The 13530-nt window shown below is 65.3% G+C and carries 13 protein-coding genes; all 13 read right to left on the bottom strand.

Going from position 1 to position 13530, the window contains the following annotated elements; all coding sequences use genetic code 11:
* Positions 1–127 precede the first annotated feature (127 nt).
* A complete protein-coding gene (locus tag FHW58_RS05265; RefSeq protein ID WP_179671986.1) occupies positions 128–1327 on the bottom strand; it encodes an EAL domain-containing protein in 1200 nt (399 codons plus the stop codon).
* A gap of 18 nt (positions 1328–1345) precedes the next feature.
* Entirely contained in the window at positions 1346–2131 is a 786-nt protein-coding gene (locus tag FHW58_RS05260; protein ID WP_179671985.1) for an RNA methyltransferase, read from the bottom strand.
* Positions 2128–2748, bottom strand: a complete 621-nt coding sequence (gene rnhB / locus FHW58_RS05255) for a ribonuclease HII (RefSeq protein WP_179671984.1) — start codon at positions 2746–2748, stop codon at positions 2128–2130. The genes FHW58_RS05260 and rnhB overlap by 4 nt, the downstream gene beginning before the upstream one ends.
* On the bottom strand, positions 2745–3953 hold the full coding sequence (gene lpxB, locus FHW58_RS05250) for a lipid-A-disaccharide synthase (protein ID WP_179673283.1): 1209 nt from the start codon (positions 3951–3953) through the stop codon (positions 2745–2747). The genes rnhB and lpxB overlap by 4 nt, the downstream gene beginning before the upstream one ends.
* Position 3954: 1 nt before the next feature.
* The gene (lpxA, locus tag FHW58_RS05245; protein WP_179671983.1) at positions 3955–4746 is read right to left on the bottom strand and encodes an acyl-ACP--UDP-N-acetylglucosamine O-acyltransferase; all 792 of its coding nucleotides are present in this window, start codon (positions 4744–4746) and stop codon (positions 3955–3957) included.
* A 2-nt stretch (positions 4747–4748) separates the two neighbouring features.
* Positions 4749–5237: a 3-hydroxyacyl-ACP dehydratase FabZ gene (gene fabZ / locus FHW58_RS05240; RefSeq protein ID WP_179671982.1), complete on the bottom strand. Its 489-nt coding sequence runs from the start codon at positions 5235–5237 to the stop codon at positions 4749–4751.
* Positions 5234–6289 carry a UDP-3-O-(3-hydroxymyristoyl)glucosamine N-acyltransferase gene (gene lpxD / locus FHW58_RS05235; RefSeq protein WP_179671981.1) on the bottom strand — a complete coding sequence of 352 codons (1056 nt, stop codon included), beginning with the start codon at positions 6287–6289 and terminating at the stop codon, positions 5234–5236. Before lpxD ends, fabZ begins: the two co-directional genes overlap by 4 nt.
* Positions 6290–6310: 21 nt before the next feature.
* Entirely contained in the window at positions 6311–6826 is a 516-nt protein-coding gene (locus tag FHW58_RS05230) for an OmpH family outer membrane protein (protein ID WP_179671980.1), read from the bottom strand.
* 70 nt (positions 6827–6896) lie between these two features.
* Complete coding sequence (bamA, locus tag FHW58_RS05225) at positions 6897–9233, bottom strand: outer membrane protein assembly factor BamA (protein ID WP_179671979.1); 2337 nt, start codon at positions 9231–9233, stop codon at positions 6897–6899.
* A 39-nt stretch (positions 9234–9272) separates the two neighbouring features.
* Positions 9273–10628 (bottom strand): RIP metalloprotease RseP, encoded by a 1356-nt coding sequence (rseP, locus tag FHW58_RS05220; RefSeq protein WP_179671978.1) that lies wholly within the window; start codon positions 10626–10628, stop codon positions 9273–9275.
* Positions 10625–11818: a 1-deoxy-D-xylulose-5-phosphate reductoisomerase gene (gene ispC, locus FHW58_RS05215; RefSeq protein ID WP_179671977.1), complete on the bottom strand. Its 1194-nt coding sequence runs from the start codon at positions 11816–11818 to the stop codon at positions 10625–10627. Before ispC ends, rseP begins: the two co-directional genes overlap by 4 nt.
* A 10-nt stretch (positions 11819–11828) precedes the next feature.
* Entirely contained in the window at positions 11829–12668 is an 840-nt protein-coding gene (locus FHW58_RS05210; protein ID WP_179671976.1) for a phosphatidate cytidylyltransferase, read from the bottom strand.
* On the bottom strand, positions 12668–13420 hold the full coding sequence (gene uppS / locus FHW58_RS05205; RefSeq protein ID WP_179671975.1) for a polyprenyl diphosphate synthase: 753 nt from the start codon (positions 13418–13420) through the stop codon (positions 12668–12670). The genes FHW58_RS05210 and uppS overlap by 1 nt, the downstream gene beginning before the upstream one ends.
* Positions 13421–13530: the final 110 nt, after the last annotated feature.

Genomic DNA, 13530 nt, shown 5'->3' with positions numbered 1-13530 from the left:
GATAGACATCAACTTCCAACATCGGGGTCAGTGCCGACATTCGGACACGAACACTGCCGTAGCGGCAAGCTACGGCAGTGTTCGTGTCCGAATGTCGGCACTGACCCCGGTTTTACTGACCCCGGTTTTAGAAGAAGTGCTGCCAGTCGGACAGCCAGGCGGGGAAGTCTTCCACCGGCATCGGTTTGGCGATGTAGTAGCCCTGCGCGTAGGTGCACCCCAGGCCTTGCAGGAAGTCCCAATCCTGCTTGGTTTCGACGCCCACCGCCACCGACTTGCGATCCAGGCTGCGGGCCAGGCCCAGGCAGGAGCGCAGCACGGTGCCGATGGCGGCGCGCTTGGAGGCGCCGTCGACGAAGCTGCGGTCGATCTTCAGTTCGGAGAACGGGATGCGCGCCAGCAGTTGCAGGTTGCTGCGCCCCGTTCCGTAATCGTCGATGGCGAGGCCGAAGCCTTTCATGCGCAGCCGCAGCAGCCGTTCGAGAAAGTGCGGGTCGGTGCTCAGCACCGCCGATTCGGTCATCTCGAAGGTGATGTAGTCGGCCATGATCTGGTAGCGCTCCAGGCAGGCCGCGATCTGCTCCATGAATTGCGGGTGCGCCAGCGTGGTCTGGTCGACGTTGATCGAGAACGAGATCGGTATGCCCTGGTCATGCAGCTTGCGGCAGGCGGCCACCGATTTTTCGATCATGGTCCAGTCGAGGAAGTCGACGCGCCGCGCTTCTTCCAGCGCTGGCATGAAGGACGCGGGCCCCAGCACGCCATACAGCGGGTGGCGCCAGCGGGCGAACATTTCCAGCCCTTTCACCTGCCCGGTTTCCAGTTCGATCTTGGGCTGGAAGTAGGGATCGAATTCGCGGTTCTGCAGGCCCTGGCCGACCTGCGCAAACGATGCGGCCGGCGCGGCATCGCCGCCGCCACGCGCTTCCGACGGTTGCAGGTGGTTCTGGATCAGCGCCACCAGGCGGCTGCCGATCACCGGCTTGCCGATGGCGCCCAGCACGTTGACGCCGCAGGCGCTGGCCATCGTCTCCACCGAGAACAGCACGGCGTTGCTTTGCGCGCCGACGATGATCACGCCGGACTGGCAGCGCGCTTCGCCGAGGCGGCGGATCAGTTCCAGCGCGTCCATGCCCGGCAAGGCCAGGTCGATGATGGCGATGTCCACCGGCGGCGTGATGCCGGCGCTGAAGTGGCGCAGCGCGGTGTGGCCGTCCGGCGCCTGCGTGATCCTGCCGACGCCGACGTGCACCAGGATATCGGCCAGCGCATGGCGTTGAACCTGATCCCCTTCGGCTACCAGAAAGTGCAACTGCGCGATATCCATGACGGCTCCAAAAAGTGCTTACGTCTGATTCTGCCTGACTTGCTCGAAAAAGCATACTGCCGCGCAGGCGGCGACGTTGAGCGATTCCACTTGGCCCAGGTGCGGTATCACCACCTGGTGCGAGGCCAGCGACAGCAGATCGTCCGCCACGCCCTGCCCTTCGTGGCCGAACAGCCATACGGTTGGCGCGGTCAGATCGACGTCGTACAGGCGCCGGGTGGCATAGCCGCTGGTGGCCAGGGTCTGCACCTTGGCGTTGCGCACCAGTTCCGCCAGGTCGACGTTTTCAAAGATGTCCAGCACGAAGTGGGCGCCCATGGCGGCGCGCAGCACTTTCGGCGACCAGCAGAACGCGGTGCCGGCGCTGCAATACACTTGCGTGATGCCCGCCGCCGCCGCGCTGCGCAGGATGGAGCCGACGTTGCCCGGATCCTGCACGCCGTCCAGCAGCACCGCCGACACGCTCACCGGCGCCGTCACCGCGCGCTCCGGCGTGGCGATCAGGAACATGATGCCGACGCCGTGTTCCACCTGGCTGATGCCGTTGTACAGCGCATCCGGCAGCGCCAGCACGTGTGCGCGCTGGTTTTCGAGCTGGCCGACGATGTCCATCACTTCAGGATTGTGCAGCGCGCTTTCGCTGACCACGCACTGCTCCGGCAGGCCGCGTAGTTGCAGGTAGGCCTGGCACAGGTGGACGCCGTCCAGCAGCGTGCGGCCGGCCTTGCGGCGCGCCGGCTGGCTGCCGGCCAGCTTGACCAGTTCCTTGTATTGCGCGTTGTCGCGCGAGGTAATCGTCTTCACAGGTCGATCTCCAGCAGGGCGCGCACCGGCGCGAACGAGCGGCGATGCACCGGCGACGGGCCGTGCTCGCGCAGGCGCTCCAGGTGCAGCGCGGTGCCGTAGCCCTTGTGCTGATCGAAGCAGTATTGCGGGTAGCGTTCGTGCAGCGTCACCAGCGCAGCGTCGCGCGCGGTCTTGGCCAGGATGGAGGCGGCCGAGATGGCGTCCACCTTGTCGTCGCCGCCGATCACGGCGATGCTCTGGATTTTCATGACCGGGCAGCGGTTGCCGTCGATCAGGGCTAGCGTCGGCACGGTGCTCAATGCTTCCACCGCGCGGCGCATGGCCAGCATGGAGGCTTGCAGGATATTCAGCTTGTCGATTTCTTCTTCCGACGCTTCGGCGATGGCCCAGGCCAGCGCGTGCTGCTTGATTAGCGGCGCCAGCATGTCGCGTTTGGCTTCGGTCAGTTTTTTCGAGTCGCGCAGGCCTTCGATGGGGCGCGCGGCGTCGAGGATGACAGCGGCCGCGAACACCGGGCCGGCCAGCGGACCGCGGCCGGCTTCGTCCACGCCGCAGATGATTTCATCCGGCGAATCAGGCAGGTCGTCAAACAGGCCGAGATTTTGGTTCTTCACGTTGTACTTTCGATTACGCGCAGCACGGCGGCCGCGCTTTCCACCGCGCTGTTGCGCAGCAGGCTGTGATGCATGTCGGTGAAGCGCTGCGCCAGCCGCAGGCGATGCGGCGCATCGCTCAGTTGCTTCCACATCGCTTCCGCCAGGGCGTCGGCGCTGGCCGCGTGCTGCAGCAGTTCCGGCACCAGGAATTCGCGCGCCAGGATGTTCGGCAGCCCGATCCATGGCTGGTAGCCGAAGTGGCGCAGGATCTGCCATTCCAGTTCCATCATCTTGTAGGCGATGACCATCGGCTTCTTGAACAGCGCCACTTCCAGCGAGGCCGTGCCCGAGGCCACCATCACCGCGTCCGCCGCCGCGATGGCGGTGTGCGACTGGCCGTCCAGCACCTGCAGCTCCACGTCCTGCAGGCCCGCTTGCGCGATCAGCTGCTGGAAGTAGGCGCGCTGGCGTTCGCCGGCCATCGGCACGACGAACTTCAGCGAACGGTCGCGGACCTTCAGCAGCTTGGCCGCTTCGATGAAAGCCACGGTGTTGTACTTGATCTCCGACATGCGGCTGCCCGGCATGATGGTGACCACGTTGGCGTTTTCCGGCATGCCGAGCGCGCGGCGCGCGGCGCCTTCGTCCGGCGTCATCGGAATCAGCTCGGCCAGCGGGTGGCCGACATAGCTGACCGGCACGCCGGCCTGCTTGTAGATCGCTTCCTCGAACGGAAACACCACCAGCATGTGCGACACCGCCTTGATGATCTTCTTGATGCGGCCACCGCGCCAGGCCCAGATCTGCGGCCCGATGTAGTGCACGGTCGGGATGCCGGCCGCCTTGAGCTGCATTTCCAGCCCCAGGTTAAAGCCCGGATAATCCGCGCCGATGAAGGCGGCCGGACGCTCGGCCAGCAGCCGGTCGCGCAACGCCGTCTGGATGCCTTTGAGTTCGCGGTAGCGCAGCAGCACCGGAATCAGGCCGCGCACGGTCAGCTGGTCCATCGGCACATCCGACTCAAAGCCTTGGGCGATCATCTGCGGTCCGCCGATGCCGTGGAAGCGCGCGTCCGGCAGGTGCGGGCGCAGGCCGGAAAGCAAACGAGCCGCCAGCATGTCGCCGGACGGCTCGCCCGCTACCAGCGCCAGGGACAGCGGCCGGCCGGCCGCCGCCCCCGGCCCGGCACCATCGACGCCGGGCCGCGCGCTGTGCGGCGCCATCTTATCGGACGATGCCACGGCTCGCGGTATCCAGGAACTCGCGCATGGCGCGCATGTGCAGCGCCACGTCGGCCGGCACGTTGGCCTCTTCGGCGATCAGCGCCGCCTTGGCCTCGTCCAGCGTCAGGCCCTGGCGGTAGATGATCTTGTACGCGGCGCGAATGCCGTTGATCTGCTCGCGGGTAAAGCCGCGGCGCTTCAGGCCCTCGATGTTGACGCCGTGCGCCGCCGCCGGATTCCCGTTCAACAGCACGAACGGCGGCACGTCCTGCGTCAGCGAGGTGCTCATGCCGACAAACGCGTGCGCGCCGATCTTGCAGAACTGGTGCACGTTGGCGAAGCCGCTCATGATCACCCAGTCGCCGATTTCCACGTGGCCGGCGATCTGCGCGTTGTTGGAGAAGATCGTGTTGCTGCCAACCTGGCAGTCGTGCGCCAGGTGGACGTAGGCGGAAATCCAGTTGTCGTTGCCGAGCGAGGTCACGCCCTTGTCCTGCACCGTGCCGGTGTTGAAGGTGCAGAATTCGCGGATGGTGTTGCGGTCGCCGATGGTCAGGCGGGTCGGCTCACCCTTCCACTTCTTGTCCTGCGGCGCGGCGCCGATCGACGAGAACTGGAAGAACTTGTTGTCGCTGCCGATGGTCGTGTGGCCTTCGATGACCACGTGCGGACCCACCACCGTGCCGGAGCCGATGGTCACGTTCGGGCCGATCACCGAGTAGGGGCCGACTTCCACGCTGTCGTGCAGCTCGGCCTTGCTGTCGACGATGGCGGTGGCGTGTATCTTGGCCATGGTTACTGGCCCGCGGCAGGCTGCGAGGCGTCGGCGCTGCTGCGGATGGTGCACATCAGTTCCGCTTCCACCGCCACCTGGCCGTCGACCGAACCGACCGCCTTGTATTTCCAGATGCCGCGCGCCACGCGCAGGATTTCGATGTCCATCTTCAGCTGGTCGCCAGGACCGACCGGGCGCTTGAAGCGCGCGCCGTCGATGCCGACGAAGTACACCACCGAGCTTTCATCCGGCTTGATGCCCATGGTCTTGAAGGACAGCAGCGCGGCGGTTTGCGCCATCGCCTCGATCATCAGCACGCCCGGCATCACCGGCTTGTGCGGGAAGTGGCCGTTGAAGAATTCCTCGTTGACGGTCACGTTCTTGATGGCGGTGATGGTCTTGCCCTCTTCATACGAGATAACGCGGTCCACCAGCAGCAGCGGGTAACGGTGCGGCAGGTAGGACTTGATCTCGCAGATGTCCATGGTCTTGTTTTCGGTCGTGGTCATGATTCTTCGTTTTCAGTTTTGGTCTTGATAATTTTTTCCAGTGCGCGGATCTTGTCGCGCATGGTGGTCAGGTTGCGCACGATGGCGGCCGACTTTTCCCACTCGCTGTTCTTGGCCAGCGGGTAGAAGCCGGTGTACTGGCCCGGCTCCAGGATGGAGCGCGACACCATCGAGCCCGAGCCCACGTGGACCTTGTCGACGATGGTCAGGTGGCCCAGCACCATGGCGGCGCCGCCGAAGGTGCAGTACTTGCCGATCTTGGCGCTGCCGGCCACGCCGACGCAGCCGGCCATCGCCGTGTGCGCGCCGATGTGGCAGTTGTGGCCGATCTGGATCTGGTTATCCAGCTTGACGCCATCCTCGATGATGGTGTCGGCCAGCGCGCCGCGGTCGATGGTGGTGTTGGCGCCGATATCGACGTCATCGCCGATCATCACGCGGCCGGTCTGCGGAATCTTGATGTAGACGCCGCCCTCGTTGGCAAAGCCAAAGCCGTCGGTGCCGATCACGGCGCCCGAGTGGATGATGCCGCGCTTGCCGATCTGGCAGCGCGCCTGGAAGGTGACGTTGGCGAAGAACTGCGTGCCGTCGCCGATCACCGCCTCGCGGCCGATGAAGCAGCCGGCGCCAATCACGGCGCCCTCGCCCACCACGGCGCCGTCCTCGATCACCACGCGCGGGCCGATGTGCGCCGAGGCGGCCACGCGCGCGCTGTCGGCCACCACGGCCGTGGCGTGCACGCCAGCCGGCGGCGCCACGGCGGTCAGCGACGCGAAGTACTGCGCCGCGCGGGCAAAGTACACGTAGGGATTGGGGACGATGACGCGTGCGCCGCTGTAACCGGCGGCGATAAAAGCGTCATCGGCGGCCGACACGATCAGTGCCGCCGCCTTGCTCTGCAGCGCCTCGGCGCGCAGCTTGCTGTTGCTGAGAAAGCTGATGTGCGAAACGCCGGCGTCCGCCAGGGGCGCGATCCCGGTCACTTCCAGGTTCGCGTCGCCCACCAGCTGTCCGCCCAAGCGTTCGACCAATGCTCCTAGTCGAGTGCCCATCGGGTGATCCAATCGTGAGGTTTACTTGTCTTTATCCAGCGCGGCCAGCACCTTGTCGGTGATGTCGATGCGGTTGCTGGCCCAGACCGCGTCCTGCAGCACGATGTCGAAGCCTTCGACGGCGGCCAGCTGCTTGATGATCTTGGTGGCCTTTTCCGAAATCGCCTGGCGCTCCTCGTTGGTGCGCTGGCTGACGTCCTCGCGGAACTCGCGCTGGCGGCGCTGGTATTCCTTGTCCAGCTCAAACACGTCGCGCTGGCGCTTGACGCGGTCCGCCTCGCTCAGCGTCGGCGCGTCCTTGTCCAGCTTTTCCGACGCCGCCTTCAGGCGGCCGGCCATGTCGGCCATGGCCTTTTCGCGGCTCTTGAACTCTTCCTTGAGCTTTTCCTCGGCCAGCTTGGCCAGCTTGGACTCGTTGTAGATGCGCTCCGGGCTGATCCAGGCGATGCGCGACGGCAGCGGCTGGGGCTGAGTCTGGGCCTGCACCGGCGCCAATGCACACCAGCCCAGTGCCAGCACGGCGAAAAATTTGGTCATGGTTGCGGATGCAGTCTTCAACTTATTTCTCCGAAATAAAAAATATTACTCTTATGCATTACACGCCAGATCAGAAGCCGGTGCCCATCTGGAACTGGAAGCGTTCCAGGCGGTCGCCGGTCTTGGCGTTCAACGGCTTAGCATAACTCAGTTTCAGCGGGCCGACCGGCGAAATCCAGCTGATGCCCAGGCCGGTCGAATAGCGCAGCTCGGAAGCGCGCATCTTCTGGCCTTCCTGGTAGACCTGGCCGGTGTCGAGGAAGCCGAACCAGCGCAGGCTGCGGTCCTGGCCCGAGCCCGGGAACGGCAGCTGCAGCTCGGCATTGCCGATCAGGCGCGAGGCGCCGCCCAGCGCGTCGCCGTAGGTGTAGTCGACCGCGCCCAGCGACGAGCTCAGGTAGCCGCGCACCGAGCCGATGCCGCCGGCATAGAAGTTCTTGAACACCGGATAGCTGCTGTTGCCGATGCCGTGGCCGTAGTCGATCTCGCCCTTCAGCGCCAGCGTGACCTTGGAGAACAGCGGCTTGTACCACTGGTGCTCGTACACCGCGCGGTAGTATTTCTGCTCGCCCACCAGGTCCAGCTCGAGGTTGGCGCGCTGGTAGCGGCCGATGGTCGGCGTCACCGCCGAGTCGCGGCTGTCGCGCGCCCACGCCGCGGTCAGCGGCACGGCGGTGGTGGAGGCGGTGCCGATACCGTTGGCGATGCCGGTGATGGTGGTCACGTACTCGCGGAAGCGGGTCGGCGAGGTGGCGTCGGTGGTGATCTTCGAGCGTTCCAGGCCGATGCCGAAGAACACGGTGTCGACTTCCGAGAACGGCACGCCGTAGCTGATGCGGCCGCCCTGCTGCTTGATCGTGTACGAACCGATGTTCAGCGCCGGCGGCTGCTGCGTGCGCAGATACAGCTCGTAGCCGCGCGACACGCCATCGTCGGTGTAGTACGGGTCGGTCTGCGAGAACGAAATCGTGCGGCTGTACTTGGAGGTGTTCAGCTCCAGGCCGACGGTGGTGCCCGAGCCGGCAAAATTGGCCTGCTGGATCGCCGCCTGGAACGAGAATTTTTCCGACTGCGAGAAGGCGCCGCCGATCTGGAAGTTACCGGTCGGACGCTCGGTCACGGTCAGGTTGACGTCCACCTGGTCGGAGGTGCCCTGTGCTTCCGGCGTGTCGACGGTGACGTCCTTGAAGTAGCCGAGGCGGTCGACGCGGTCGCGCGACAGCTTGATCTTGTTGGCGTCGTACCAGCTCGACTCGAACTGGCGGAATTCGCGGCGGATCACCTCGTCGCGGGTGGAGGTGTTGCCGGCGATGTTCATGTGGCGCACGTAGGCGCGCTTGCCCGGATCGATGAAGAAGGTAAACGACACTTCGCGCTTCTCGACGTCGATGTCCGGCGCCGCGTTGACGTTGGCGAAGGCGTAGCCGAAGGTGCCCAGGCGGTCCGAGATCAGCTTGTTGGTGGCGGTCAGCAGCTCGCCCGAGTAGGTCTGGCCGCTGCGCAGCAGCACCAGCGAGCGCAACTCGTCTTCGCGGCCGAAGGTCTCGCCCTCGAACTTGATGTTCTTGACCTTGTACTGCTCACCCTCGGTGATGTTGATGGTGATGTAGATGTCCTTCTTGTCCGGCGTGATCGACACCTGGGTGGAGTCGATGTTCATGCTGATGTAGCCGCGGTTCAGGTAGTAGGACTTGAGCGACTCGATGTCGCCGGTCAGCTTGGTCTTGGAATACTGGTTGGCCTTGGTGTACCACGAGAACCAGCCGCCGGTGTTGAGCGCCAGTTGGTCCTTGAGTTCCTTGTCGGAGAACACCTTGTTGCCGACGATGTTGATTTCCTTGATCTTGGCGACCTCGCCCTCGTCCACCACGAAGTTGATGTTGACGCGGTTGCGCTCCAGCGGCGTGACGGTGGTTTCCACCTTCACGCCGTACAGGCCGTGCGACAGGTACTGGCGCTTCAGTTCCTGCTCGGCGCGGTCGACCGACGCCTTGTCGAAGATCTTGGCCTCGCCCACGCCAATGTCCTTCAGCGCCTTGACCAGCGTATCCTTTTCAAATTCCTTGGTGCCGGTGAAGTCCACCTTGGCGATGGCCGGGCGTTCCTCGACCAGCACCACCAGCACCTGGCCGTCCTTCTCCAGCTTGACGTCCTTGAAGAAACCGGTGGCGTACAGCGCCTTGATGGCGGTGATCGATTTGTCGTCGTTGAAGGTCTCGCCGACGCGCACCGGCAGATAGCTGAACACCGTACCGGCTTCCGTACGCTGGATGCCTTCGACGCGGATATCTTTGATGACGAACGGGTCGATGGCCAGCGCGCTGCCGCTGCACAGTGCCAGGACGGCGGCGCTGATCAGGCTGCGGCGCAAGGAAGTGGAAGTAATACGGTCAGAATATCTTTTCATCGGGTTTTCAATGGCTCAATCAACGAGAACTACACACAACTACAGCAGCCGGGCGACGTCGTTAAACACCGCCAGCAGCATCAGGGTCAGCAACAAGCCCATGCCCAGGCGCTGTGCAATCTCTCCAACGCGCTCCGGCAGAGAACGCCCAGTTAAAACTTCCAGCGAATAATACAGCAAATGCCCCCCGTCTAGAACGGGAATCGGAAGCAAATTCATCACACCCAGACTGATGCTGATGAAGGCGACAAAGCTCAGGTAGTACTCCATGCCCATCTGCGCGGTTTTGCCGGCGTAGTCGGCGATGGTGATGGGACCGGTCACGTTTTTCAGCGAGACTTCGCCGCTCAGCATTTTGCCGATCATTTTCAGCGTCATCGTACAAGTGTCCCAGACCCGCGCCACCGCCTTGCCCAAGGCCACCGGCGGCGACGATGGCACATTGATCATATCCGGCCGGTTGGCGATTTCCGCGCCGATCTTACCGACTGTTACAGTTCCTTTGCTGGTTTTTGCCTGGGCCGCCTCCGGCACCACGCTCACCGTCAGCGGTTGGCCGTTGCGCTGGATCGCCAGCAGCAGCGTCTTGCCGGCGCCGGGCCGGATCTTGTCGATGAAGGACGGGCTGTCGTCGACCGCCACGCCATCGACGGCGGTCATCAGGTCGCCGGCGCGCAGGCCGGCGCGCTCGGCCGGGCTGCCCGGCAGCACCTGCAGCACCACCGGCGCCGGCCGCGCCACGTCCACGCCCAGCTGGGCCGGCACGTCGCCCTCGATGTTCAGACCCTGCAATGCGGCGGCCGGCAGCGACAGGTTCAGATGGCCCTGCCCCGAACGCTCGACCGCCAGCCGCAGCGCCTGCTTGTCGATGGCGGCCTGCACCATCTGCCAGCGCAGCTCGGACCACACGCGCACCGGCTGGCCGTTGACTTCGGTGACAGTGTCGCCGCTGCGCAGGCCGGCCTGCCAGGCCTGGCTGTCGGCATGGACGCTGATCTTGCTGGCCGGTTCCTCGACGCCGTGCATGAACAGGCCGGCATACAGGACGATGGCCACGAGGAAGTTGGCGATCGGGCCGGCGGCCACGATGGCGATGCGCTTCCACACGTTCTGGCGGGTGAACTCGCGTTGCAGGTCGGCCTCGGACACGCCAGTCAGCTCGCCCTCGCGCGCGTCCAGCATCTTGACATAGCCGCCCAGCGGCAAGGCGGAAATCGCCCATTCGGTCTGATCCTTGCCGAAGCGGCGCGACCACACCACCTTACCCATGCCGACCGAAAAGCGCAGCACCTTGACGTTGCACCAGCGCGCCACGAGATAGTGACCGAGCTCATGGAATACCACCAGCGAGCCGAGGCAGACAACAAACGCCAGCGCTGTCTGCAGGATGTTCATCGCGCCAGTCCGGCGATGCAGGCGTCGGCGGCGGCGCGCGCGGCGGCGTCTTGCGCCAGCACCGCCTCGATGCTGTGAGCGTCGCCATGCGGCAACTGGTCGACCACCTGGCCGATCACGCGGTCGATCTGGCGGAAGCCGATCTTGCGGTCGAGGAAGGCCTGCACCGCCACCTCGTTGGCGGCGTTCAGCAGGGCCGGCGCCGTGCCGCCCGCGCGCAGCGCCTCAAACGCCAGCGCCAGGCACGGGAAGCGGTCGAAATCCGGCTGGTGGAACTGCAGCGTGGCGATTTGCGTCAGGTCGAGCTGGGCGACGCCGGACTCGATGCGTTCCGGGTAGGCCAGCGCGTGGGCGATCGGCGTGCGCATGTCCGGATTGCCGAGCTGGGCAAGTACCGAGCCGTCGACATAGGACACCATCGAGTGGATCACCGACTGCGGGTGGATCACCACCTCGATCTGCTCGGCCGGGGCGCCGAACAGCCAGTGCGCCTCGATCACTTCCAGGCCCTTGTTCATCATGGTGGCCGAATCGACCGAAATCTTGCGGCCCATCGACCAGTTCGGGTGCTTGCAGGCCTGCTCGGGCGTCACCGCGTCCAGCGTGGCGACGTCGCGCGTCAGGAACGGGCCGCCGGACGCGGTCAGCAGAATCTTGGCGACGCCGGCCGGTGCGTGGCGCACTTCCGGCATCTTGCCGCCGAACTGCGGCATCGACTGGAAGATGGCGTTGTGTTCGCTGTCGATCGGCAGCAGCACGGCGCCGGATGCATGCACGGCGTCCATGAACAGCTGGCCGGACATCACCAGCGCCTCCTTGTTGGCTAGCAGGACCTTCTTGCCGGCGCGGGCGGCGGCCAAGGTCGGCGCCAGGCCGGCCGCGCCAACGATGGCGGCCATCACGCTGTCCACCTCCGGCGCGCTGGCGATGGCGCACAGCGCCTGCTCGCCCCACGCCACCTCGGTACTGACGCCAGCCGCGCGCAGCAGCGAGGCCAGGCGGTCGGCGGCGGCGGCGCTGCCGACCACGGCGCGCGCCGGGCGGAACTGGATGCACTGCGCGGCCAGCTCGTCCACGCGGCTGTGCGCCGACAGCGCGTACACGGCGTAGCGGTCAGGATGGCGCGCCACCACGTCCAGCGTGGATACGCCGATCGAGCCGGTGGCGCCTAAAACGGTAATACGTTGCATGGGAATTCTTTCAGAGCCAGGACGTGATCAGCGCGGCCATCGGCAGCACCGGGATCAGGGCGTCCACGCGGTCAAGCACGCCGCCGTGGCCGGGCAGCAGGTTGCTGCTGTCCTTGATGCCGGCGCGGCGCTTGAGTTGGGATTCGAACAGGTCGCCGATGACGGAGAAGATCACGATCACCAGCAGCACCAGCAGCGCCACTGCCCAGCCGAAGCGGGCTTGCAGGCGGAAGGCGAAGGTGTCCTGCAACCACGGCGCGGCGCCGTTGGCCAGGATGATGGACAGCGAGGCCAGCGCCAGCACGGCGATGGCGCCGCCGATGGCGCCTTCCCACGACTTGCCGGGCGAAATGGTCGGCGCCAGCTTGCGCTTGCCGAAGGCCTTGCCGGAGAAGTAGGCGCCGATGTCGGCGATCCACACCAGCACCATCACCGACAGCAGGTACAGCGGCGAATGCAGGTACAGGCCAACCAGCGCGAAGAAGGCGGCAAACACGGCAAAGGTGAAGGTGATGGCCAGCGACCAGTTGGCGGCGCCGGCCAGCGGCGGCAGGCCCAGGCCCAGCGTCGGCGCATAGCGGATCAGCCACAGCAAGGCGGCCACGCCGTACAGCGCGTTGACCGCGCCCGGCTTGGCAGAATACATCAGCGCGACGAACAGCGCGGCGCCGAGGAAGCCGGCCACGCGGGCACGGCCCTCGGTGAAGCCGAACAGGCGCGCGCCCTCCCACACGGCGGCGCCGACAAACAGCGTCACCACCAGGGCAAACGCGGGAAAGTAGTTGAAGAACAGGACCGGCAGCAGCACCGCCAGCAGCACCACAGCGGTAATAATCCTCGTTTTCAGCATCAGTTTGTCTTTTCAGCCAGTTGCGCGCCGGTGCGGCCGAATCGCCGCTCGCGGTGCTGGTAGGAGGCGATCGCCTCGTCGAGACACGCGGCGGAAAAGTCCGGCCAGTACGTGTCCGTGAAGAACAGCTCGGTGTACGCGAGCTGCCACAGCAGGAAATTGGAGATGCGCTGTTCGCCGCCGGTGCGGATGAACAGGTCGGGCTCGGGCGCGTAGGCCATGGCCAGGTGCGGCGCCAGTTGCTCCTCGTTGAAATCGGTGGCGCCGGGATGGGCTTTGACCATCTGCGACACGGCCTGCATGATGTCCCAGCGGCCGCCGTAGTTGAAGCAGACGGTCAGCGTCATGCGGGTGTTGGCGGCGGTCTTGCGCTCGGCGGCGGCAATCATGTCCTGCAGCTTCTGGTCGGCGCGACTGAGGTCGCCGACCACGCGCAGGCGGATGTTATTGGTGTGCAGCTTGGAGACTTCGCGTTCGAGCGCCGTCACGAACAGGCGCATCAGCAGCGACACTTCCTCTTCCGGGCGGCGCCAGTTTTCGGAGCTGAAGGCAAACAGGGTCAGGTATTCGACGCCGCGGCGGGCGCAGGACTCGACCACGGTGCGCACGGCATCCACGCCCTTGGCGTGCCCGGCCACCCGCGGCAGAAAGCGCTTGGTCGCCCAGCGGCCGTTGCCGTCCATGATGATGGCCACATGGCGTGGCACGGCAGGTGCGTCTGGTACCTCGGTAGTCGAACTCGTATATTTCATGAAAACTTCGGTGCCAAAGTATAAAGTATTGCAGGTGTGAGGCAAAAAGACAAGACGCCAGTCAACCGAACCCGGCAACCGGCCCGTTGCGGGGTCAGACCCCGTACGGG

Origin of the sequence: Duganella sp. 1224 (assembly GCF_013408245.1) — a bacterium.
Lineage (GTDB): Bacteria > Pseudomonadota > Gammaproteobacteria > Burkholderiales > Burkholderiaceae_D > Rugamonas.
Note: the sequence above shows the minus strand (reverse complement) of the source record. Positions and strands in the feature narration are given on the sequence as shown.